The 23,111-nt window shown below is 67.5% G+C and carries 13 protein-coding genes; 7 read left to right on the top strand and 6 right to left on the bottom strand.

From position 1 onward, the window contains the following. Positions 1-188: 188 nt before the first annotated feature. From OG798_RS22480 to drmB, 5 genes are all read left to right on the top strand, one after another. A complete protein-coding gene (locus tag OG798_RS22480) occupies positions 189-581 on the top strand; it encodes a hypothetical protein (protein WP_267061934.1) in 393 nt (130 codons plus the stop codon). Positions 582-709: 128 nt separating this feature from the next. Continuing rightward, positions 710-5,509, top strand: a complete 4,800-nt coding sequence (locus OG798_RS22475; protein WP_267061933.1) for a DEAD/DEAH box helicase — start codon at positions 710-712, stop codon at positions 5,507-5,509. Next, a complete protein-coding gene (locus tag OG798_RS22470) occupies positions 5,506-7,422 on the top strand; it encodes a UvrD-helicase domain-containing protein (protein WP_267061931.1) in 1,917 nt (638 codons plus the stop codon). Before OG798_RS22475 ends, OG798_RS22470 begins: the two co-directional genes overlap by 4 nt. Beyond that, positions 7,419-10,673 carry a helicase-related protein gene (locus OG798_RS22465; RefSeq protein ID WP_328757594.1) on the top strand — a complete coding sequence of 1,085 codons (3,255 nt, stop codon included), beginning with the start codon at positions 7,419-7,421 and terminating at the stop codon, positions 10,671-10,673. Before OG798_RS22470 ends, OG798_RS22465 begins: the two co-directional genes overlap by 4 nt. Positions 10,674-10,676: 3 nt before the next feature. Further along, positions 10,677-12,533, top strand: a complete 1,857-nt coding sequence (gene drmB / locus OG798_RS22460) for a DUF1998 domain-containing protein (protein ID WP_267061929.1) — start codon at positions 10,677-10,679, stop codon at positions 12,531-12,533. 221 nt (positions 12,534-12,754) lie between these two features. Here the strand turns inward: drmB and OG798_RS22455 are convergent, their stop codons facing one another. The 5 genes from OG798_RS22455 to OG798_RS22435 form a co-directional block, all read right to left on the bottom strand. Then, positions 12,755-13,996, bottom strand: a complete 1,242-nt coding sequence (locus tag OG798_RS22455; protein WP_267061928.1) for a DNA cytosine methyltransferase — start codon at positions 13,994-13,996, stop codon at positions 12,755-12,757. A 97-nt stretch (positions 13,997-14,093) separates the two neighbouring features. Then, the gene (locus tag OG798_RS22450) at positions 14,094-15,065 is read right to left on the bottom strand and encodes a DNA cytosine methyltransferase (protein ID WP_267061927.1); all 972 of its coding nucleotides are present in this window, start codon (positions 15,063-15,065) and stop codon (positions 14,094-14,096) included. Further along, a complete protein-coding gene (locus OG798_RS22445) occupies positions 15,062-15,463 on the bottom strand; it encodes a very short patch repair endonuclease (RefSeq protein WP_267061926.1) in 402 nt (133 codons plus the stop codon). Before OG798_RS22445 ends, OG798_RS22450 begins: the two co-directional genes overlap by 4 nt. Positions 15,464-15,517: 54 nt before the next feature. Then, positions 15,518-18,400: a Z1 domain-containing protein gene (locus OG798_RS22440; protein WP_267063842.1), complete on the bottom strand. Its 2,883-nt coding sequence runs from the start codon at positions 18,398-18,400 to the stop codon at positions 15,518-15,520. 119 nt (positions 18,401-18,519) lie between these two features. Further along, positions 18,520-20,100, bottom strand: a complete 1,581-nt coding sequence (locus OG798_RS22435; protein ID WP_328757593.1) for an ATP-binding protein — start codon at positions 20,098-20,100, stop codon at positions 18,520-18,522. Between the two features lie 395 nt (positions 20,101-20,495). On the opposite strand from OG798_RS22435, the gene OG798_RS22430 reads away from it, so the two are divergent. Then, on the top strand, positions 20,496-20,972 hold the full coding sequence (locus OG798_RS22430) for a hypothetical protein (protein ID WP_328757592.1): 477 nt from the start codon (positions 20,496-20,498) through the stop codon (positions 20,970-20,972). A gap of 110 nt (positions 20,973-21,082) precedes the next feature. Next, the gene (locus tag OG798_RS22425) at positions 21,083-21,415 is read left to right on the top strand and encodes a hypothetical protein (RefSeq protein ID WP_328757591.1); all 333 of its coding nucleotides are present in this window, start codon (positions 21,083-21,085) and stop codon (positions 21,413-21,415) included. Between the two features lie 65 nt (positions 21,416-21,480). Here the strand turns inward: OG798_RS22425 and OG798_RS22420 are convergent, their stop codons facing one another. Then, the gene (locus OG798_RS22420) at positions 21,481-22,179 is read right to left on the bottom strand and encodes a substrate-binding domain-containing protein (protein WP_328760064.1); all 699 of its coding nucleotides are present in this window, start codon (positions 22,177-22,179) and stop codon (positions 21,481-21,483) included. Positions 22,180-23,111 lie beyond the last annotated feature (932 nt).

Genomic DNA, 23,111 nt, shown 5'->3' with positions numbered 1-23,111 from the left:
TTCAGATCGGCAGACGAACCGCATGCTACGGTTCTCTTGGGTAACTCCCCACGCGGTCAAGGCCGTTGAGGATGCGCTTGCCCGAGGGGGTGCCGAGCTCTGCCCTCAGACCAGTTGCACAGCTTTCTTTGCATGCGTCATCCAGTCACGGGCGCTCGTTGGCGCGCGCCCACAGGGAGGGGACCCACATGAACGACGATGAGGCCTGGATGGCGTGGTTCATCAAGGAGTACGACAAGACGGAGGACCCCGATCTCCGCGCCGAGCTTCTGACGTGTCACGGTATCCACCCCCAGATTCTGGCGTCGGAGCGGCGGCGTCTCGCCCGCCGCGCGCAGAGTCAGCCCACGGAGCAGCAGACGACCACCCCCTTCGTCCCGCACGTGCCCCGCACGTCCCGTGCCCGTGCCACTCGCCGCCCCACCACCCCTCGGCGCGTCGGTAGCCCCCGCACCTACCGGATCAAGGTCACCCGCACCAAGAAGATCCGCACGGCCAAGCGAACCGCGACTGTCGTGACCGTGACGACGACCTTCACCACGGTCACGACCGTCACCACGGTCACCACCATCAACAGCTGATCCCCCCTCTGCTTTTCTCGTAAGCTGTCCTGATTTGCTTCACCGGGGGTGCCGGCGTCATGCATCGGCACCCCCGTATCCCCCCGCGCGTCCTCGGTTCGTTTTCTCTCATTCGAGACAGGTGCCTCATGGCCGACCGGCAGCTCGCCGACCCTACGCTCCCGCCCGTGATCGACACCGTGATCCGACAGTCCTCGACCGTCCTGAAGACGTATCAGGTCGACCCGGGGCTGATACAGGAGCACGCCAACGGTGAGCGCCGTATCACGCAGGGCGGTTACGGCGAAAGGCAGTTGCTCGAACTCGTCCAGAACGCGGCGGACGAGATCGCGGCATCACCCGGCGGCAAGCTGCACGTCGTCCTGACCGAAAACCACCTCTACTGCGCGAACGAAGGCACCCCGGTCACGCCGGAGGGCGCCGAGACGATCCTGCGCATGAGTGTCTCGCGCAAGCGCGGCGGGCAGATCGGCCGCTTCGGCGTCGGCGTCAAGTCCGTGCTCTCCGTGAGCGACTCACCCCAATTCTTCAGCGGGAACGGTGCCTTCGGTTTCGGCTTCGACCGGGACTGGTCCGCCGCCGAGATCGCCCAGGCCATCGGCCGGCAGGGCGACATCGGAATGGACACCCCGGTGCTCCGTATGGCCCGGCCCCTCGATGTCGAGCAGGAGCGTGCCGACGACAACGTGCTGGACAAGCTCCTGCGCTGGGCCACCACCGTCGTCCGCCTGCCCCTGATGCCCGGTGCCGCAGAGCGTCTCGGACGGGACATCAGCGGGTACAGGAGTCGCAGCGGGCGGGTGACGGAAGCCTTCCCTGCCCACTTCCAGCTGTTCTCCTCCCACGTCGGCCAGGTACTCCTGCACGACGAGCGCACCATGCCCCCCGCACGCCGGGAGATCTCGATCGAACCCGAGGGCATCCACCGCACCCTCAAGGAAGTGGCACGCGGCGCCAAGCAGACCACCGAGCAGTGGAAGGTGTTCTCTGTCGCCCACTCCCCCACCGACAAGGTCGTGGATAGCGCTGGCGAGTTGCACAACCGGCCGGTGCTCGAGATCTCTTGGGCGGTGCCCGAATACACCGTCCGCAACGGCCTGTACACCACGCCCGTTGGTAAGGGGTCGTTCTGGGCGTTCTTCCCGACCAAGTACGAGGTGTCGCTGACCGGCATCCTGAACGCCCCGTGGAAGACCAACGAGGACCGCCAGCACCTTCTCGACGGCAGCCCCTTCAACCGGGAACTGCTGCAGGTCGCGGCCCGGTTGGTGATCGATACCCTGCCCCGGCTCGTGCCCGCCGAGGACCCTGCCGCATACCTTCCCCTGCTGCCGGGCCGCACCAAGGAGAAGCTCAACTGGGCCGACGAGCATTTCCTCCGGCAGTTCTGGGACATGGCTGCCCAGCGCCCCTCCCTGCCCGACCAGAACGGCGAACTCCAGGTCCCTCACGACCTGTTCATCACGCCGTCGAATCTTGACAAGGAATGGGTCCGGATCTGGTCGGAGTACAGAGGCCGCCCCACCAACTGGGTGCACGCATCCGTCGACGCCTCCGACACCGCCCTCCGCCGCGGCAAGATGATGCACATCCTGGACGCGGCCGGGAAGACACCCGAGAACGTCAAGGACTGGCTCGAGGCGCTCGTCGCCGACGGCTCCGCGGAGGCCTCGTGCCACGCCATCGAGATCCTGTCGCTGATGGTGCTCAAGGATCAGGCCGGACACTCCCGCGGGAACTTCTCGCTCACCCCCGAGGCCCGCAAGGCTCGGATCGTGCTGACCGAGGAGCACGGGGTCGTCGCCCCCGTTGCCGGTGAGATCTTCCACCGGACCTCCGCCGACACGCTTCGCGATGACATGGTCTACGTTCACCCGTCGATCTCCGAGCGCCCCGAAATGGCCCGGCATCTGCACAACATCGGCATCAGGGTCGCCGATGCGCAGGGACGGTTCGAGGGCGTCCTCGATCAGGGATTCGACAACTACGACAACAACGCGTGGTCGAACTTCTGGATCCTGCTGCGCAGCGCCGGCGGCAGCGCGCAGGTCAACCGCATTCGTGCCAAGGTGCCCAAGCCGCTGGAGACGTTGCGCGTCCGTACCCTGGACGGTCGGTACAGGCCGATGCGCGACTGCCTCCTGCCCGGACCGGTGGTGCCCGACGACGGGAGCCGCGACAAGGCCATCGCCGTCGACCTGGACTTCCATGAGAGCGACAGACCGGTCTTCCGCGACCTTGGGCTGTTCGACCGTCCCACCGGCGGATACCGGCCCCACGAGGAGACGTGGTTCGAGGAATACCGGCAGGTCATTCACGACCAGCACCTCCGCAGTCTGCCGAGCACCGCCCCCCGACCCAGCATCTCCCGCCTCTCCGTCGAGGGTGGTGCGACGTTGGGACCGCTGCACCTGCTGCCCGCGCTGTCCGAGGAGGGCCGCGCTGCCTTCGTGGCGGCTCTGCCGGCATCCGACATCTCGCGGCACTGGCAGATGCAGTACGGAACTACCGCCAACACCCGCAAGGCCGTCATGTCCCCGCTGCGCTGGATGATCTCCAAGCATGGCCTCGTGAAGACCTCCTTGGGACTGACCCGGGTGTCCGAGGCCGTCGGTCCCCAGCTCAAGGATTTCCGTGCTGTCCTCCCTGTCGCGGAGATCGCGGAGGAGGCGGCGCGGAGGCTCAACATGCCCACGACCTCCGACGAGGTGCCCACCCGGCGCTGGAGCAAGCTGTTGGATCTGGTGCTCCAGAGCGAGGACGATGCGTTCATCGGGCGCGCGTACGCACTGCTGCACAGGGTCGGCTTCGAGTTCCCGGAAGATGTGCTCACCCGCTGCCGGGTGGGATCCTCCTGGGAAGGACGCCCCGACAACGAGATCGCCGTCGCGACGAACGCGGTCGAGTTCAAGGAACTCATCCGTGAGCGACTCCCCGCGCTCCTGGTCACCGACAAGGCGGACGTGGCCACGGCGAAGGAGATGATCGAGGGTTGGGGCATGCTCAAGGTCTCCGACGTCATCAGCAGAGAGATCGAGCCCGTCAAGACCGGGCGGGCCGTGTCCCTGTTCGAGGAGTTCACGACGGTCAAGGCGCGCCTCGGTCAGGCAGGCAGCAGCTACAAGATCCAACGCTGCTCCGAGCTTGAGCAGGTGGTGCGCACGCCCATGGGCAGCAAGCGGAAGCCGCTCAAGTTCGCGAGGAAGGGCCAGACCCTTTTCGTACTGGACTCCCTCGACCGGCTGCAGGTTCTGCAGGCCGCCGATGAGGAGTTCAAGTGGGGCTTCGGCTTGGCCGGCTGCAGCCAGGCTCTCGCTCTCCAGGACAGGCAGGAGCAGGACCAGGCTCTGCTGGGGCGGCTGCGCGCGGTGCGGGAAAGCGAGAGCGTCATCGACAAGATCGCTCTGCTGATCGGTGAGGAGGCCCTGCGTGGCGAACTTCCGCCCGGGCTCATGGAAAGCGAGATTCAGGAGCAGGGCGCCGAACCGAGTCCCCGACGCATAGCCGAGATGGCCTTCAACGCCCACGGCGAAGCGATCCTTCGGGTCCACTCCCGGGATCTCGCTCTGGACTTCCCCACCCGCGCCCCCAGCTCCTTCACCGGGAACACGAAGGCCTTGCGCTTCGTCACCGACCTCGGGTTCCCGGACTCCTTCGCGGGTGCCCAGGTGCCCTCGCTGGAGCCCCGTCTCGAGGTCGACGGTCCGTCCGAGTTCCCTTCCCTGCACCCCTACCAGGAGGAACTCGCGCAGGCGCTGCTCGCTCTGCTGGAGAACTCGATGCCCCAGCGCGGCATGCTCAGCCTGCCGACCGGGTCAGGCAAGACACGTGTCACAGCGGAGGGAGTGATCCGGTGGATCCGTGATCGGAAAGATCTGCCCGGTCCGGTCCTGTGGATCGCCCAGACCGAAGAGCTGTGCGAGCAGGCCGTGCAGAGCTGGAAATTCGTCTGGTCGAAGGTGGGTCCCGAGCTTCCCCTGGTCATCAGCCGGCTCTGGGCCTCGAACGAGGCGACCCCCGTCGACGGACGTCCGCACCTGGTCGTCGCCACCGACGCCAAACTGGACAGCTGCCTGGAAAAGGAGGACTACGCCTGGCTGAGGGAGGCTGCCGAACTCGTCATCATCGACGAGGCGCACACCGCGATGTCCCCGCGTTACACACGGCTGCTCGAACAGCTCGACCTCACGCACCGCCGCACCAGTCGTCACCTGATCGGACTCACCGCGACCCCGTACCGGAACAACGAGGAACTGACCCGGCTGCTTGTGCAGCGGTTCGGCAACCGCCTCGACACCGGCGTCTTCGACGGCGATCTGTCCGTCGCCATCAAGGGGTTGCAGCAGATCGGTGTCCTGGCCCAGGTCAAGCACCGAGAACTAGTGGGCGCCGACATCGCGCTGACGGCGGACGAGCGTGCCCAGTCCGAGAAATTCTCCACCTTGCCCAAGGGCGCCGAGCAGCGGCTGGCCGAGGACCACGGACGCAGCCAGCGCATCGTCGACGAGATCGCCGCCATGCCCTCCGACTGGCCGGTGCTGGTGTTCGCCACCTCCGTGGCTCACGCCAAGCTACTGGCCGCCAAGCTCGGTGACCGGGACATCAAGGCCGCCGCGATCGACTCGACCACGCCCCCCAATGAACGTCGTAAGCAGATCGACGACTTCCGCAAGGGCAGGATCCAGGTCCTGACCAACTACGGCGTGCTCACCCAGGGCTTCGACGCACCGGCCACCCGCGTCGTGGTCGTGGCTCGCCCGACGTACAGCCCGAACATCTACCAGCAGATGATCGGACGCGGTCTGCGCGGCCCGAAGAACGGTGGCAAGGAGAGCTGCCTGATCCTGAACGTGCGGGACAACATCACGAACTTCGGCGAGGAACTCGCCTTCACCGAGTTCGAGTACCTGTGGAGCGAGGGCCAGTGACCGTCACCCCGCTCACCGAGCATCGACTCACCGACGCGCAGCAGGCCGTGGTGGACCAGCCCTGGGACGCCCGGGTGCTGGTCACGGCCGGTGCCGGCGCCGGCAAGACGCACACCCTCGTGCGGCGGCTCGACGTGTTGGTGGAGCGCGAGGAACTGGAGGCCGGGGAGATCCTGGTGCTCAGCTTCTCCCGTGCCGCCGTGCGCGAACTCACCGAGCGGATCGAGCGGCATGCCGCCGCCGCGCAGCGGATTCGTGTGCACACCTTCGACGCCTGGGCTGCAGCTCTGCTCAACCGCGCCTACCCGGACACGGACTGGGGGACGTACACCTTCGACGAGCGCATCGAGGCCGCCACCGAGGCGATCGACAAGGGGGCGGTCGAGGGCGGCGAGTACTTGCCCGCCCATGTGGTGATCGATGAGGTTCAGGACCTCGTGGGTGTCCGTCGGGAGATGGTCGAGGCACTGCTCGACCGGTTCCAGGAGAACAGCGGCTTCACCGTGGTGGGTGATTCGGCTCAGGCGGTGTACGGATTCCAGGTGTCCGATCCGGATCAGCGGGCCGAGGAGACCGACCGCTTCCTGGCCTGGGTGCGCGCCACCTTCGGTGAGGACCTGGTGGAAATCCATCTGGGCGACAACTTCCGGGCCCGCAGCGAGGCTGCCCGAATGGCCCTGCCCTACGGTGCCCAGTTGCAGCGGCTGCCCCGCGATCGGGCCGAGTCCGCCGCCGAGGCCGAGCGTATCCACGGCGACCTGCGTGCTCTGCTGCTCTCGGCACCGAACTTCGGGAGCCTGGAGGACGAGTTCGTGCGGGCAGCACTGCGCGACTATCCCGACACCACCACCATCCTGTGCCGCGACAACGGCCAGGCATTGACGTTGTCCGACATGTTGGCCGACGCCGATGTCCCCCACACACTGCAGCGGTCGGCGCGCGAGCGCTCGGCCCCTGTGTGGATCGCCGAACTCCTCGCCTCGACCGGCGCGTCCACTCTGAGTCGGGAGCGCTTCGAAGAACTGCTGGTCGACCTGAAGGGCCCAGCCGGCAGCACACCGGAGGCGCTGTGGCGGTCGGTGCGCAAGGTAGCGCGGGGCAGCGGCCGCGGCACCCTCGATGTCGTCGGGCTGCACCGGGCGCTCGCCGAGGGCCGGCTGCCCGACGAGCTCACCGCGGCCCAGTCGTCATCCCTCGTGATCTCGACCGTGCACCGGGCCAAGGGCCTGGAGTTCGACCGGGTCCTGATCGTCGAACCACGCGTGCTGAAGGAGCCGGCCCAAGTCCGGAAGAAGAAGTACGACTACGACCCGGCGGCGGAAGCCCGGCTGCTGTATGTGGCCATGACCCGGACCCGGGATGATCTGTACGTCCTGGACGCCCCCAACTCGTGGCTCCTCCGTAAGGACAAGAGGATCGACCGCTGGTACCTGGGTGGTCGCAGCACCTGGGCCCGCAACGGCATCGAGATGATCGGCTCGGACGTGTCCCACGAGCAGCCTCCGGGCACGGAGGGAATTCACCAGGACGCTGCGGAGGTGTCGCGGTACCTCCTGGCCGACGTCACCGCCGGTGCCGAGGCGGAACTCGTGCTGCTGCACGGCATCCCCGTCGCCGCCGACCAGTCCCCACCGTACGCGGTGGTGGTCGGTGGCCGACAGATCGCGGTGGTGTCGGAGCGCTTCCGCACCGACCTGCACCGAATGCTGCGCCGCACCGCGCACTCTGAGGTCGATCGCTGGCCGCCGCTGATCACCGGTCTCCGGGTCGAATGCGTGGAGAGCGTGGCGGGCATTCCTGCGGCGACCGAGGCCGCCGGGCTGGGTACACACGGCGCGTGGGTCGCACCCCGGTTGTGCGGTCTGGGGCGCTTCCAGTGGTACGCGGACGGACGGGAAGGGAACGAAGGATGAGCAGGTCGACTCACCAAGCACATTACGAGGTGCGCGACTCGCTCGTCGGCGCCCTGCGGCAAGACCTGCTCGGCCCCGTGGGTGGTCCGGACGAGGTTCTCACGGACGATGCGCCGATCACCATGTACCCGGTCGGTGTGCTCTTCCCGCGCTCGCAGGCGGACCGGTCCGGTATCTCGCCCCAGAGCGGTCCGGCCGAACAGGGGGATCTGGAGTTCGAGCGGGACGGGCCCGACGCGGTGCCACTCGGCACCCGTCGGGACCCCGAGGAAGGCCCCGGCGATCTGGGCGTCTCGCTGGCAAACGTCCGGATGCCGTCGTCCATCGGTTTGACATTCGCCGTGGACCCGACCGAGTCCGCGCGGATTCGGTTGACCGTACACGCTGCCGTCTATGCTCCCGAGGACTCCGAGGGGAATCCGGTGTCCGCGAAGCGGACCGAGGCCCGAAGCACGAAGGCCCAGCGGGAACATTGGCGCCGTTCCGCCCTGCGGATCGAGCCCGTCGACGTGGACGTCACACAGCCCGGCCTGCTCAAGCCCTTCGACCTCCATCCCGGGCTGGAACTGCGTGTGCTGGTCCGCCCCCGGTCCGAGTCGGACCGGACGGTGACCGTGACGGCCACGGTCGTCAACAGTCTGAAGGTCGGCCAGTTCGACCTCCGGGACGCGCACTGCTTCTACCAACCGGAGCTGATCGTCACCGCTGAGGACGGCAGCAGCCCGGTGTTCGTGGCACGGCCGACCGCTCTGGACGCGGTCGACTCGGAACATGCGCTGAGCCGCCTCCTGTACCGCCATGCGCCGAGCTTCGCCACCGGCCATGGCTGTGCGGCGCATTGGGACTGGCCGCCACCCCCGGTGGGATCCGTATCGATCGATCCTCCGGCCGTCACCACCCTGCGGACCGAGTTCGTCCCCTCCCAGGAGGTGTTGCTGACGGACTCCAACCCGGAGATCGACGACAAGGCGCTGACCATGTACCGGCTGGGAACCGACCCGACCCACGAGGTCGTCTCGGCCCTTCGCACCTTGCTGAGCGGATACGAGCGGTGGATCGAGACCCAAGAGGGTCAGGCCCGCCTGTTGCACGACACGGAACACGGCAAAATCGCGGCCGAACAGGTCCAGCTCTGCCGGCGAGCACTGCGCCGGATGCGCGAAGGCGTGGATCTGCTGGAGGACACGGAGCAGCCGAACATTCTGCGCGCGTTCCGGCTGGCGAACCTCGCGATGGCCGACCAGCGGGCACGTACCGCGTGGATCAAGGGCGGCAGGTCGGGCGAACCGGATAGCCAGGCCGGGCGGTGGCGGCCCTTCCAAATCTCCTTCATCCTGCTCTGCCTGGCCGGGATCGTCGCTCCGGACCACGACGACCGAAAGGTCTCCGACCTGCTGTGGTTCCCCACAGGTGGTGGCAAGACGGAGGCGTACCTCGGCCTGATCGCCTTCACCACCTTCCTGAGGCGCCTGCGGGACGGGGAGGACGGGGCCGGCGTCACGGTGCTCATGCGGTACACGCTCCGACTACTCACCCTCCAACAGTTCGAGCGCGCAGCGGCGCTCATCTGCGCGATGGAACTACTGCGGGCAGCCGATCCGGCGAGCCTGGGGCACGAGGAGATCTCCATCGGCATGTGGGTGGGTCGTTCGGCGACCCCCAACACGCTGGCCGTCGCCACGAGCAAGCTGGCCGATCTCGTGCGCAACGAAAATTTCCAGTTGGAGACCGAGAACCCGGTCCAACTGCGCAACTGCCCTTGGTGCGGCGAATCGTTGCGGGCGGCGGACTACTCGGTCGATGAGGACGCCGTACGCATGACCGTCAACTGCCCCTCCGGCACGTGCGACTTCCACTGGGGAGGGCTGCCGGTACACCTCATCGACGAAGCCATCTACGCCCATCGACCGACCTTGGTCATCGCAACGGTCGACAAGTTCGCCTCGATGCCGTGGCGACCCGCGTCGGCGGCCCTGTTCAACCGGGACGTGGACGGAGTGCGACCGCCCGAGCTCATCGTCCAGGACGAGCTCCATCTGATCTCGGGCCCGCTCGGCACGCTGACCGGCCTGTACGAGACGGCCGTGGACGCCTTGGCGGATCGTCCCAAGGTCGTCGCCTCGACTGCGACCATTCGACGCGCCGACGAGCAGGGCACCCGACTGTTCGCCCGTTCGGTGGAGCAGTTTCCGCCCTCGGGCCTCGACTCCCGGGATTCCTGGTTCGCCGTGGAGACGCCACGGGAGCGGAAGGCGGCCCGCCGCTACGTCGGCCTGCTGACCTCCAGCACCAGCCAGGCCACCTTGCTGATCCGGGTGTACGCGTCGCTGCTCCATCGGGCTCACACCCATGATGCTCCGCCTGAGGTGAAGGACGCGTATTGGACCCTGATCGGCTACTTCAACAGCCTGCGACTGCTTTCGGCGGCGGAGCTCCAGGTCCTCGACGACGTCCAGGAGCGTCTGGGACACCTCGCACTGCGTGACGGAGTCAAGGTACGCCGCGCCGACGCCCTCACGGAGTTGAGCAGCCGGGCGAATTCCAGCGACATCTCCCGCCGGCTCAAGGCCGTGGAACGACAGCTCCCGATGCCGGACGTACTCGACGTGCTGCTCGCCACCAACATGATCTCCGTGGGAGTCGACGTGGACCGACTGGGGCTGATGGCAGTGATGGGTCAACCGCAGACCACTGCGGAGTACATCCAGGCGACGAGCCGGGTCGGCCGGCAACATCCCGGTCTCGTCGCGATCATGCTCAACTCCGCTCGCTCACGGGACCGTTCGCACTACGAGGACTTCCAGAGCTTCCACTCAGCCCTGTACCGCGAGGTGGAGTCCACCAGCGTGACCCCCTTCTCCGCCCGGGCCCGCGACCGAGGACTGCACGCCGTGGTGGTGGCTCTGGCCCGGTTGATGCTGCTGGCCGCACGGGACAACGACGCCGCATCACGCGTAGAGGACTTCGTGATGGACCTCCGCGAGACCGTCGGTGCCCTCCTGCTCGACCGGGTGGCGGCGGTCGAGCCGGCCGAGCTCGAGTCCACCACAGCGGCCTTCGAGGACTTCGTCGGATGGTGGGAGGACGAGGCGCTGGCCAGCCCGAACCTCGTGTACGAGGCTCCGCGTGGCTCCCGCGTGCCCGCTCTGTTGGCCAATTACGACGACGAGTCGCCCGAGGCCTCGCCGTGGAAGACCCTGTGGAGTCTGCGCGACGTCGACGCTTCGTCCACCTTCTTCGAGGAGCGCTGAAGCATGAGCCCCGTCCCGCCTCGCACTCGTCGCCGCGGCCTCCCGTCGACCCCGGCCCGTACCGCCCGCAAGCTCGGAGAGATCCGCCGGGCCCAGCTCATCACGACGTACGGTGTCGGAGCCATGATCGCGGTGGAGAACGAGTCCTTCCTCGTCCGCGGCATCGACTCGTGGGACATCTCCGAGGCTCCCGTCATCTCGGAGCCCCGTCTGGCCTGGCAGTTGGGCGTCTCCGGCTTCCGGATGCCACCGGCTCCCGATCCCGACAAGGCCCGGGACGGCGTACGGGCAGTGCGCTTCCCGGAGATGTACTCATGCCCCAACTGCCATCAACTGCAGCCCTTCCGCAAGTTCAACTCGCCCGCCGGCCGGGCCGAGTGCTCGACCTGTCAGGAGAACCTGGTCCCGTCCCGCTTCGTGATCGCGTGCACGCACGGCCATCTGGAGGACTTCCCCTACTGGAAGTGGCTCCATAGGGGCAACCGGACGACATCCGGGGCCTGCGGGGGGCAACTGACGTTCCGGGCCGACGGCTCGACCGCATCGCTGCGTGCCGTGTTGATCGGTTGCAGTTGCGGGGTGGAGGAGGTGTCCATGGAGGGGTCGTTCCGACGGCAGGCCCTCAAGGACCTCGGCATCCGGTGCGCCGGCCGTAGCCCCTGGCTCAAGGACGCTCCAGCCGTGAGCTGCCAGGAGCCACCGCGCACCCTCCAGCGCGGTTCCTCCTCGGTGTGGTTCCCGGTCATGTACTCGGCTCTGTCCATCCCCCCGTGGAGCCAGGGCATCGCCAAGCTCGTCGCGCCGTACTACGAAGTCTTCAAACATGAGGATGCCGCCTCGATCCAGGCGTACGTGCGCATGCAGAAACTGCTGCGTCACCACCCGGAGTACACCGGCAACGACGTGGTGGCCGAGGTCGAGCGGCGGCGCGCGGCCGAGGCCGCCGCGACGGAGCCGGCCGATGGAACGGAGATTGCCAAGCGCGCACGCAACTACCGGCAGGAGATCTACGAGGGCGAGTACCAGAGCCTGTCCACGCCGCACCCCGAAGTCGCGGACCAGGAGCAGGAGTTCGTCTGCGAGCCCCCCACCACCCCGATCGGCGCTCTGCTCTCGTCCCATGGCTTGGCTCAGGTGATGCTGATCAAGCGACTGCGCGAGGTTAGGGCACTGCAGTCGTTCCGGCGCGTGGAGGAACCGAGTCCGGCGGACTCCCCACTGCGCGAGGCCGCGATCTCACTGGACCGGCCGAGTTGGCTGCCGGCTTTCGAAGTGAGCGGTGAAGGGGTGTTCGTTCGTCTCGACCCTGAGCGGCTGCGAGTCTGGGAGCAGGAACCGGGGCAAGTCGCTCGCGCCACCCTGATCCGGGAAAATCACGAGAGGCTGCTGGCAGCACGTATCGGCGACTCGGACAAGCCGGTTCCGCCCTCACCCGCCACGCCCCGTTTTCTCCTTCTGCATGCCCTGGCACACATATTGATCAACGAATGGAGTCTGGACGGCGGTTACCCGGCAGCTTCCCTTCGCGAGCGGATCTACGGCGAGGAAGGCATGGCAGGCGTACTCGTCTACACGGCCACCAGCGACTCCGCCGGCAGCCTCGGCGGCGTCGTCGCCCAGGGTGAACCGGACCGTCTCGAAGCCTCGCTCCGGGCTGCCCTGCACAGAGCGAGCTGGTGCTCGAACGACCCCCTGTGCATGGAGTCCGAGTCGAGCGGCGCGGACAGCCTGAACATGGCCGCCTGCCATGCCTGTCTACTGCTCCCCGAGACGAGCTGCGAGAACAACAACATCCTGCTCGACCGGGCAGCCCTCGTCGGGACACCGGACGGTCGAGTGCCAGGCTTCTTCACTCGCTGACGCCCTGGCGGTCCGGGGCCGGCACGTACACCGGCCAGGCGAGAGGGGCTTGGCCGTACACTGCCCTCTTCCCGTCGGGCCTGCTGAGGAGCGTGCCCCCGAGGATTCGGTGGAGCGCCTGGCGGACCATTTCGCGGAGCTGTTCGCGGACGCGCCCGTACGAAGGAAGGAAGAGAGCGAGGAGGGCCCGGAGGAGGAGTGATCCGCCTTTCGTCCTAGTCCTACAGGTGGGGAGGGCGCCAGGACTTCAGCGCCTCGATGGCTCGTTCCTTGCGGCTCTCGTCCAGCTCCAGTGCCGTGCACAGGACGTGCACGGCCAGGAGCGGCGGGATCGCGTTGCCGATCTGCTGCGCGACGTCGGTGCCTCGCCAGGGGTACTCGGCCGGAAAGGTCTGCAGGAGTCCGGCCTCGCGGAACGTGAACCGCTCCTGTTCCGGACCCAGTTCGGGCTCACCGTCCGCGTTGTAGCCCTTGAGGTCGTGCACTGTGTTTCGGCGCACCTTGCCGGTGACCGTGGCCGCCGGCGCGTCGGAGGCGCGGAGTCCTCGCTTCTTGGGATCACCCCCCGACCCGTAGTTGGAGCGGACGACGAAGTCCGTTGAACGCGAGTCCTTGAGCGCGTCGCCCATGGAGACCCATGGCTTCACCGAGTGGGAGGCCGGGGCACCGAAGAGCGGGCTCTGCGGGAGGGCAGGTGTCTGCACCTCGGATTCCTCCACCGCGGAGAGGCGCTTCGCCCCCTTGCGATAGCGCTGATGCGTCAGCGGCGGGAACTCGACACTGCGGCCTCTGCCAGCCCCCCGGTAACGGGCGATCAGCACCGCGCGACGACGTGTCTGTGGCACCCCGTATTCCTCGGTGTGCAGCATCTCGCAATCCGCGTCGTACCCGAGCTCGCGAAGGATCTCGCGGTACTTCTTCCATACGGGGAGGACGGTTGGGACCTGCTCCAGTACCACAACCTCATAGGGATCGGACTTGAGCTTCTTCTCGACGATCCACCGAAGCGGTTGGAGCACGAGTCCGGTGCGCTCGTCGGCCCATTCCAGGTCGACGGCTCTCCGCTCCACCTCCGCCCATGCCTTCTCCAGCTTCCCGACGGTCGTGCTGTCTCCCACGAGCTGGGCCAGGTCCAGCACCTCGTCGAGGGCTTTGTGTCCCTCCCGGTTACCCGCCACCGAGTAGGTCTGGCAGGGCGGACCTCCGGTGAGGACGCGGGCAGAGCGAACCTCGGGGTCGAGCGGGTTCAGCTTCGCCACGTCGCCCACCTCGGTGGTGCGTAGACCGGCGGCGTGCCGGGTCGCGCGGGTCGATTTCTCCCACTCCACACCGATAGCGCGTACTCCGAGCATCTCGGCTGCGATGTCCAGGCCACCCGGCCCCGCGAAGAGATCGACGATCACGGGTGGATCCTGGTTCGCGTTCATGAACGCGTCCGCGTCCGGATGTGGTGCTCGGGTCATGGGGTGCAAGTGTAGCCGGCCGGGCGTCCTGCGTTTGCGGGTATCAGGCAGACCTTCTGGCGCCCGCCATTTCTGCCCTGACCAGGAAAATCTTCGTTCAGGAACGGAGCGCGTGGGCTATGGCCAAGCCCAGTGCCTCGCCCACCGGCGGCGGGGAGGCGTGGCCGACCTGCCGGTAGCGGGCCGTCTTCTTTCCGGTGATCTCCCAGTCCTTCGGGAAGCTCTGGAGCAGGGCTGTCTGGTCCACCGTCAGCCGCACCATGTGGTCCTTGCCGAGTTCCGGCGTCCACGTGAAGTCCCGTCCGGGGATCTCATCGCCCAGCGAGTGGCCGTTCACCCCCATTTTCTCCCACTTCCGCTTGGTTCCGGCCGGGCCCAGGTCGGCCCCACCGCGATTCTTCGACCCGCCGACCAGCGTCGGAGCCACGGTGGCCGCCTGGGCCGCCCATCGGTCGGCGTCTTTCCAGCCACGCGACCGCATGGAGGGTGCCAGGGCTTCGCCGGCCGACACATGATCCGTCACGGTCCGAGAGGGCGGCCGAAAGGCCGGGAACCACCGCTTCTTGAGCGCCACCAGCACTCCCTGCTTGCGGTCCTGCGGCACTCCGAAGTCGGCGGCGTTGAGGACGAACCAGCTGAACTCGTAACCGAGATGATCCAGTTCGGCGCGGGCGAACTCGCGGAAGTCGTGGAACCTGTCGGAGTCCGCGAGGGCGGGCACGTTCTCGACGACCATGGCCCGAGGCTTGACCGCGTGGGCGAGGTAGACGGCGGCCTTCAGCAGCCGCTCCTCCTCTCCCGACTCGGTCCGTGCGGCAGTGGCATTGGACTTCACCCGCGGCAGTCCCGCGGACAGCAGGTCCACGTCATAGCTCTCCGGGTGCTCGCTCGGGTCGAGGTCCAGAAGGTCCCCTTGAAGCACGTTCCAGTGCGGTCGGTTGGCCCGTAGGGTCCGGCAGGCATCAGCGTCCTCGTCCAGGAGCAGTGTCGGCTCGAAGCCGGCCTGCTCCAGTCCCAGGGCCAGTCCACCCGCCCCGGAGCACACGTCCACAAAGGTCAGCCCGCTCATCGATTCGTCCCCCGTCCCCGTTGGGCTCTGCGTCGCGTCACCGCCGCCGCGACGCGCAGGGCCACATCCTCCGGCGCTTCATGCTCCCAGAACCGCAGGACCTCCCACCCGGCGGCCACGAGGTGCTCGGTGGTCTCCGCGTCACGCGCCATGTTGCGGTCCAGCTTGTGCCGCCACCACTCTGCGTTCGACTTCGGCTGCGTCGCGTGCTCGGGACAGCCGTGCCAGAAGCACCCGTCGATCAGAACGGCCACCTTGGCCCGGGTGAAGGCCACGTCGATGCGCCGCCGCGCCATGCCCGGCACGGGGTACTCCACGCGATAGCGCAGGCCCGCCGCGTGCAGCAATTGCCGCACGGCCAGTTCGGCGCTCGTGTCCTTGCTGGCCTGTCGGGACATGCGTGCGGAGACGCCGGGAGAGGAGGGCCTTACGTTGTCCACTGCTGTCGAGCCTCAAGAACGTACGTCGTCTCGGTCGATGACCACTGCATCCTGCCGGCTCGAGTCGATCGCACGGAATCGGACCAACGGGCGCTCGGGTCCCACCGACGACTTCGGGGCGACGAAGGAGAAGGCCATGACGAGGTCACCAGGGGCCAGTGCCCCGTCGGAGGCGAGTCGGGGCTCGGACTCGGCCACCGGGTAGAGCAGCAGTGCGCCTCGACGCGGGCGGACGTGCTGCTCGACCGTCGTGCTCCCCGTCGTCTCGACGGCGCCTGCGATGCGCAGGGCGGCGGCGCGGTGCTTGGGTTCACTGAGCGCGCCGAAGAGCGAGCCTCGCCGGCGGGTACGGCGGGCCGGGGTGAACGGGCCGTGCCCCAGGATGCGAGCCTCCACGCGCCTGGCGGAGGTCTGCAACGGAGTGATCACGAGCCAGTCGTCGATCGTCGTCTCCTGCTGCCCTGTCTCCAGCAGGAACTCCAGGTGCGGCGAGAACTGGCTCGGAATCGACCACCGCAGGTCGCACAGGACCTTCATCAGCGTGTCGTGCGAGACCGTCCCCACGCGCGCTTCGTACTCGGGGCCGTCCCCGACCGACAGGCGCACCGGGTCCTGACTCAGCGCGGCGAGCACAGGCTCCCAGCACTCGGTGTTGTGGGCCATTCCCTCCGAGGTCTCCGGGTAGGCGGTCGGCTCCACCCAGGTCCCGGGCGACCGCACCTCCACCAGCTCCGTATTGAACATCTTGTTCCGAGCCGACGGCTTCACCCATGGCAGATGCTGGGACACCAGGGGTGGGATCTGGGCGGGGGTGACCTGGGGGCGGCCGTCCACCAAGGGCGCGTAGCGGGCCAGCTCGGCGCGGAAGAGCTCCTCGTCTCGGCAGATCGCCTCGAAGGCTTCGTACAGGTCGACGGTCTTCGCGTTGCGGCCCTTGCCGAGCTGTTCCTCGCGGCCGATGTACAGCCGCACCAGGTCCCGGTACCCGGGCCGGAAGCCGAACCAGCGGCCCATCTGCATCAGGGTGTCCGCCTGCTGCGTCGTGCGGCGGTAGTACGTGATCGTCAGGCCCTCGACCGTGAAGCCGCGGGACAGCTTGGTGCCGCCGACGAGGATCTTCCAGACGTTCGGAGTACGGGCGAAGTCCAGGTCGGGCTGGGCGTAGTCGCGCTCGCTGTCGCCGTTGACGACCATGACGGGGCTGCCGCCGCGATTGATCAGTTGGATGGTGCTGGAGACGTACGGTTTGAGGTCCGCGTACGTCGCGGGGGTGGGCAGGGAGCCGTCCGCGTGGGGGCGGAAGTCTCTCTCGAAGAGGGCTGCCAGGCGCGTACGGCCCTCCGGGCCTGTGTGCGCGGAGTTGCGCCACATGGTCTCGATGCGCTCGGCGAGTGCGGCGTGCTCGGCCATGCGGACCGATTCGTGCACGAGCATCGTGTGGTGCCGGAAGTCGCCGGGGACACCGTGCTTCTCGCGGTAGGCCTTCAGAGCGCCCGTGAGGATGAAGGCGTCCAGGGCTTCCTGGAGGAGGTCGCCCGTAGAGTCGGAGATGCCTCGGACGTGTTTCCTCTCGGCCTCGCCCTCGCCACCGTCGAAAGTGTCCAGGTCATGGAAGTCCTGAACGCCCATGTAATCGCTGGGGCGGGGAAGGGAGATCAGGAAGTCGCGAGGGAAGAGGTCTTCCTCGTCACCCGGGTCGATGAACACGTTGGCGAAGGGAGTCGCGGTGTAGCCGACGTACTGGGCGCGCGGCAGGAGCTTGAGGAGCTTGCTGATCTGGCCGTTGATCGCGGTACGGGTGACCTTGCCGTCCTCCCACTTCTTCGGGTCCGTCGTGTTCACCGAAGCCTGGTCGGACTCGTCGTCGATGATCAGGGCCGGTATCTCGCCGAGGATCGGGCCCATCTTCTTGAGGTCCTTGACCAGCTTCTCCAGCACCGACTTGTTCTTCTTCACGACCATGACGCGTGCGCGGGCCGTATGCAGGTTCGCCGGGTCGTACAGGGGGCGGGTGCGGTCCGGCTTCTCGAACTCCAGGGCGCTGATACCGCGCTCCAGTGCCATGTAGTCGCGGTCGCGAGAGGTCAGACGCTCGATGTCGAAGGCGCCGAGCGTGGAGGGACGAGCGCCGAACGAGACGAACTTCGCGGGCCACTCCTCGTCGTCCTGGTAGTCGATGCCGACCAGGGCGTCAAGGTCCTTCGGGTCGGCGGCGCCCAGGATGTTCTCCTGGCCGATCAGTTCCATGTCGAGACGGCGCTGGGTCTGGCCGCGCAGCAGGTTCAGAGTGCCGCCCAGAACAATGACCAGGCGGTAGCCCGCGTCGATGGCCTTGGCGATGACGCCGGTGAAGTTGGCGGTCTTGCCGGACTGGACGTAGCCGACGACCAGTCCGCGCGCGCCGTAAGGGTCCTCGCGGGTGGGGTCGGCAAGCCGCTCCACGACCGCATGGGCGGCCTCGTCCAGGCTGGAGACCGCCGCGTCGTTCAACTTGCGGCGCAGCAGACGCTCGTACGAAGCCCAGTAAAAGGAGCGGTTCGCCGCCTGCTCCCGGGTGTACCAGGGCTGGAACTCGCGGCTGATGGTGACCAAACCCGGTTCCTTGTGGACCGGGACGGCCGCGTCGAGCGCCTTGCGCAGATCCGCGCCGAACGCGAGCTTGTCGTAGACCTCGGCGCGGCGCCCCGGGGTGCGCGGCGCGGTGGCCGACCACGTGGGGGACTCTTCGAAGTCCCATGCGGTGAGCTTGCGGCGCCAGAGGGCGAGCAGCTCGTCGCCGGGGTCCGCGGCCAGGATGCGGTCGTGGAAGCCGGTCGCGTCCGTGTCCGCCGGTTCGTCGGCGTCGGCGAGCGCGAAGGCGAGCTTGGCGAAGTTCTTGGGGCCGCGTCGGCTCATCGCGTCGAGGACCTCGCCGTGGAGGTCGGTGAGGCGATCGGGAGCGGGTGCGTTCTCGGTGGTCACGGCGGTTGGGCAGCCTCTCTGGTGTACGGGAAGATGCGGGGGCGAGGGGTGGACTAACGCTCGTCGCGAGCGAGTTCCGCCCGTACCGCGGTGATGAGCACGCTGTTCCACAGGGCGACCTTGTCGGTCTGGTTGGCCCAGACCCGCTCCTTCTGGAAGATCTCGTTGAGCATCAGATAGAGAAGGCTCTTGAGGACCGGGGCGTCGTTGGAGCCCCCGCGCCGGCCGCCGTTGAAGGCGTGCCTGTAGTCCTTGTTGAGGAAGACCAGGCGCTCCTTGTGGTCGATCGTGAAGACCAGTTCGGCGGAGTCGATGCCGGGCGGCACGTCGAGTCTGGCCCAGGTGAAGGTGATGGGGTCGTCGCCCTCCAGCTGCGGCAGTTCGTCCCGCAGCGTCCGCTTCAGCTTCGGGTCGATGCCCTTGCCGGGCGGGATGACGGCCATGCGCTTGACCTCGGTACGCCGCTTGGCGGCTTCGCGGTAGGTCGTCTCCGCCTCACGGATGTATTCGGTGAAGCTGTGGCCGGCGGTGGAGTCGGCCGCTTTCTCAAGCCCTCGGGCGAACGCCGGGGTGACCTGGACGCCGTCCTTCTTGACGGTCAGGGCGAACACGTCGTTGGGCTCGGGCGGCAGGTCCACGGCGATCCGGGCGAGAGCGAGGTGGCCCTCCGGGCTGCGGGTGTCGTTCCAACCGCCGGCCTGGACGAGTCGGTCGTTGCGGTAGAGGTAGAAGCCCTGGCGCTCGGCGAGCGGGCCGATGCCTCGATAGGCGACCAGGGGAGACTTGGGCGGCCATATGTGCGCGGTGAGCGCGACGTCGCCGACGCCCTCGACAGGCGCGACGTACGTACGGGGATAACCCGGGCGGCCCGGGACCCGATAGCCGAACGGGTCGATGTGCTCCACGCTCCGGTGGTCGAGTTCCTCCCGGGTGTGGACATCCTCGACGACGATGTCCACGTGGAAGCCATCGCGGGCGAGGAAGCGATGGAGGTGGAGACCGAGGTGGGTCTCGAGCCGTTCGATCGCGTCATTGAGGTAGCGGTCGGTCTGACCGGTGGTGATGGTCTCGAACGCGCGGACCTGGTCCCAGCGGACGATCGTGCCGTGCCAGCCGATGACCCCGTCGTAGCGGTCGACCAGGCTCTGGCAGTACGTCGCATCGACGATGTCGCAGGTGAAGTCGGCCTGCGCGCGGGCGGTGAGCCAGCGGCGGCCGGCCGACGGGCTGCTCTTGGTCCGGCTGATCACGGTGAGCGCATCGGCGTGCGAGAGGGAGGCGGCCTTCAGCCCGGCGCCGAAGTGCCCGAGGGCCCCGGCGGCGTACTTCTCGCGCCCGCCGACGGTCATCGCCGTGTCCAGGCTCGTCTCGTCCATGCCGTGGCCGTCGTCGATGACGAGCAGGCCGACGAGGCGGTCCCGTCCGCCGAGCTCACCGGTGTCCCGTAGGAAACTCACGACGACGTTGTGGGCTCCTGCGTCGATCGAGTTGTCGATCAGGTCGGCGATGGCCGCCTCGAAGCCGTAGCCCTGGTGCGCGAGCGATTCAAACGACCTGGCCGCCGGGGGGAGCCGCTTGCTTCCGCTGGTGGGTACGTCGAATTGCCAGTCCGAAGACGGTTGGTAGGGCGGCATACAGGTGTTCCTCGCGGGCCGGGACATGCCGGGGGATGCGAGCGGGCATGCCAGTTCAGCTGGTTGCATGTGACGTTAGCGTGAGCGAGTTGTGAAGGAGTAACGGGATCAGAACAAATGCGCTCGATGTCCCTGGACGCGTTCCAAGGGGTGAACCGCGGGAGGCGTGACGCCGGCATCGTCGCGTCCGACGGTGGATGCGTCCAGAGTCGGGAGGTGCTCCTCGTGGCGGTGGGATCGAGGCGACGTTCGCCCCGGCTTCCCGGGCGCTGGACACGGGGCTCCAGTACTGGTCCGGCGGTCGCTGTCCTTGTCGTTACTGCCCAAGGTGGTACGTGATTTCGGTGAACGCCTTCACGGCGTCTATCGGGTCTATTTGTGGAGGGGGACCGGCTATGCGTGTGGGGATTACCGGGCATCGGGGTTTGAGTCGAGACGTTGAGCGGCAGGTTCGGCGGCTTCTTGAGGTGTCTGTTCGTGAAATCGATGCGGCTGAACTGGTGGGGGTCTCGTGCATCGCGGATGGTCCGGATGTGTGGTTCGCGGAGGCGGTGCTGGAGCATGGCGGAGAGCTCGAAGTCGTCGTTCCCGCTGAGCAGTACCGCGAAGGTCTCCCGGAAAGTCACTGGCCGGTCTACGACGAGTTGATGCGTCGTGCGGCACTGGTGCACCACACGGGTATGACGGCGTCGGACTCGGAAGCGCACATGCTGGGCAGCGAGATCCTGGTGGGCTTGGCCGAGGAACTGTTCGCTGTCTGGGACGGGAAACCGGCGTGGGGGTACGGGGGCACTGCCGATGTGGTGTCCTACGCCGAACGGAACGGGGTCCCGGTCCGCGTGCTGTGGCCGGAGGGCGCCACACGCGAGTAGGACCGGATCAGGTGGCGTAGGAGGGACTAGAGGGGGACGATCGAAGTGTGGGGCAGAAAACTCGTAACCCCGCAAGTTCGGAGATCCATACATCACCGAAGGCGACAACCATGAAAATGGCAAAGCGCAACCTTAGGCGGTGCTTCGGCGTTCTCGCCTCGCTTCTCCTCGTCTCGATGGCGTTCTCACCAACCGTTGCCGAGGCCGCTGTTGTCCCGCAGACGGCAACATTGAAGACGTCAGTCGTGGACACCCTGAGCCCTACCGCGCAACAGGACCATCGCCGGGACTATCTGCGAGGTTACCGTGCAGGCTATTACGACGGTTCGGGCGACTACGGCTGCTATCTGCATGTGCCCTCGGTCGGAGGCTCGAAGTGGTACCAGTCGGGTTACAGGGTCGGATACAAGGCGGGTTGGAAGAACCACCACTGTGTCGCCTGACAAACCCGGGGTCCAGGCGGTGAGTTGGCAGGCTGGTCCGCAACTTGGGCAACAGACACAGCGGCTCAGCCCCACCGTCCCCTTTCAATAGCCCATTCAATGACCGCGCCCCGGCACCGAGCCACGTGAAATCCCGAGGCTAACTGGGGCGACAGAGCAGTGGTTTGGCCAGTTCGGCGCAGGGGCGGTCGCCGTGGGAGCGGATGATGTCCTTGCCGACCTCGTTGGCGAGGTAGCGCAGGAATCCCGCGGCGAGGGAGTTCGCGGGCGGCTCTCCGTAGGTGTACGCGTACTCGGTCTGCCAGTACGGGTAGGCGCCCTCGTCCGCGCCTTCGAGGGTGGCCGGGTAGCCAGATGTTCCTGATCTGTTTCAGGGACAGGTCCTGGACGCCGGCGTCCTTGTTGACGACCAGGGTGAACAGGGACAGGGCGACGGGTCTGGGGAGTAGTTGTGGACGGCCGTCGCTCTTGGGGCCGTCGCTGAAGGCCAGCCGGTCGCCCAGTCCCTGGCTGCCCGTCGGTTTGGTCTTCCCGCCTGCCGCGGCGAGGGTGTCGAGCCCCGACACGCTGCCGTGGAACGTGTCGGCGGTGATGGGTATGAAGGCGTCGGGGCAGGTCCTGTGGTACTCCTTCGCCGCCTCCTGGAGCACTGGCGCGAACGCGGTGGAGCCGGACAGGGTGAGGGTCCCGGTGGCGCAGTCCAGTGGCGCGGCCGTGGCATCGTGCCTGGTGAACGTGAGGATGGACTGGACGGCGCTGACCATGACGAGGAGGGCGAGCACCCACCTGACCGGCTCGAGGCGAACGGGTAGTACTCGGTCTTCTTGATCTTCCCGCGGCGTACTCCGCCCACGATGCTCGCGACGACCTCGGGCTCGGGGAACTCCTCGTCCGTGAAGCTCTCCTCGCGTTCCAGGACCGCCAGCACCTTGTAGTGGTCGCCGCGGTTCAGTTTCACCTTGGGTAGTTCGATGACGCCGTCGGTGACCCCGAGGCCGGGGACGTGCGGTGTGGAGTGCTGGTCGTCGCTGCTCGGCGTGAAGAAGCCGCGCAGTTCGTTGCGGCTGAGTTCGGTCACGACCATGCCGACGACGCGGCGGCCCCGGCACTTGACCTGGATGCCCGCGTGGCCCCGGTCGGGCGCCAGGTAGCTGTTCTCCACGATGGGAGCCCAGCCGCTGTTCTCGATCCGCAGCAGCACGAACGACGGGTCACGCAGCGGCGCACCGTTGGTCCGCTGCATCTGCTGAAGCACCCCGGCGTACGGTAAGGCGCGTTCGTCCCGGGCGGTCGTGTCCATCTGGACCCGGTAGCCGAGCCGTTTGCGGCCGACGAGGACGAACTCCCACAGCGCCGCGATCCCCGGAAGGGCCAAGCCCAGTACGGCGAACCCGAGTTGCCAGGAACCGTTCACGGTCGACTCCCGCGGAAGTAGGGGCTGGGAGGGCCATGGTCGCGGGCGGGTCCCCGGGCTACCGGGGGTGCTCAGATCGTTGCGATTGTTTTCACCGGGGCGTCACCTGGGACACCTGGGGTTTGCCGGGCGCAGCGACGTCTGTCGAGTGAGCGACGTCGGTCGAACGGGGCGACGACAGTCGAACGGGACGACGGCACGGCTTCGGGAGCCGGGAGGGCAAGCCGAAGGCGTCCGGTACCCCCGGCCCCGAGGCCGGGGGGCCAGGGGAGAGCCGGGGGG

It is taken from the genome of Streptomyces sp. NBC_00271, from assembly GCF_036178845.1.
Taxonomy (GTDB): Bacteria; Actinomycetota; Actinomycetes; order Streptomycetales; family Streptomycetaceae; genus Streptomyces.
Note: the sequence above shows the minus strand (reverse complement) of the source record. Positions and strands in the feature narration are given on the sequence as shown.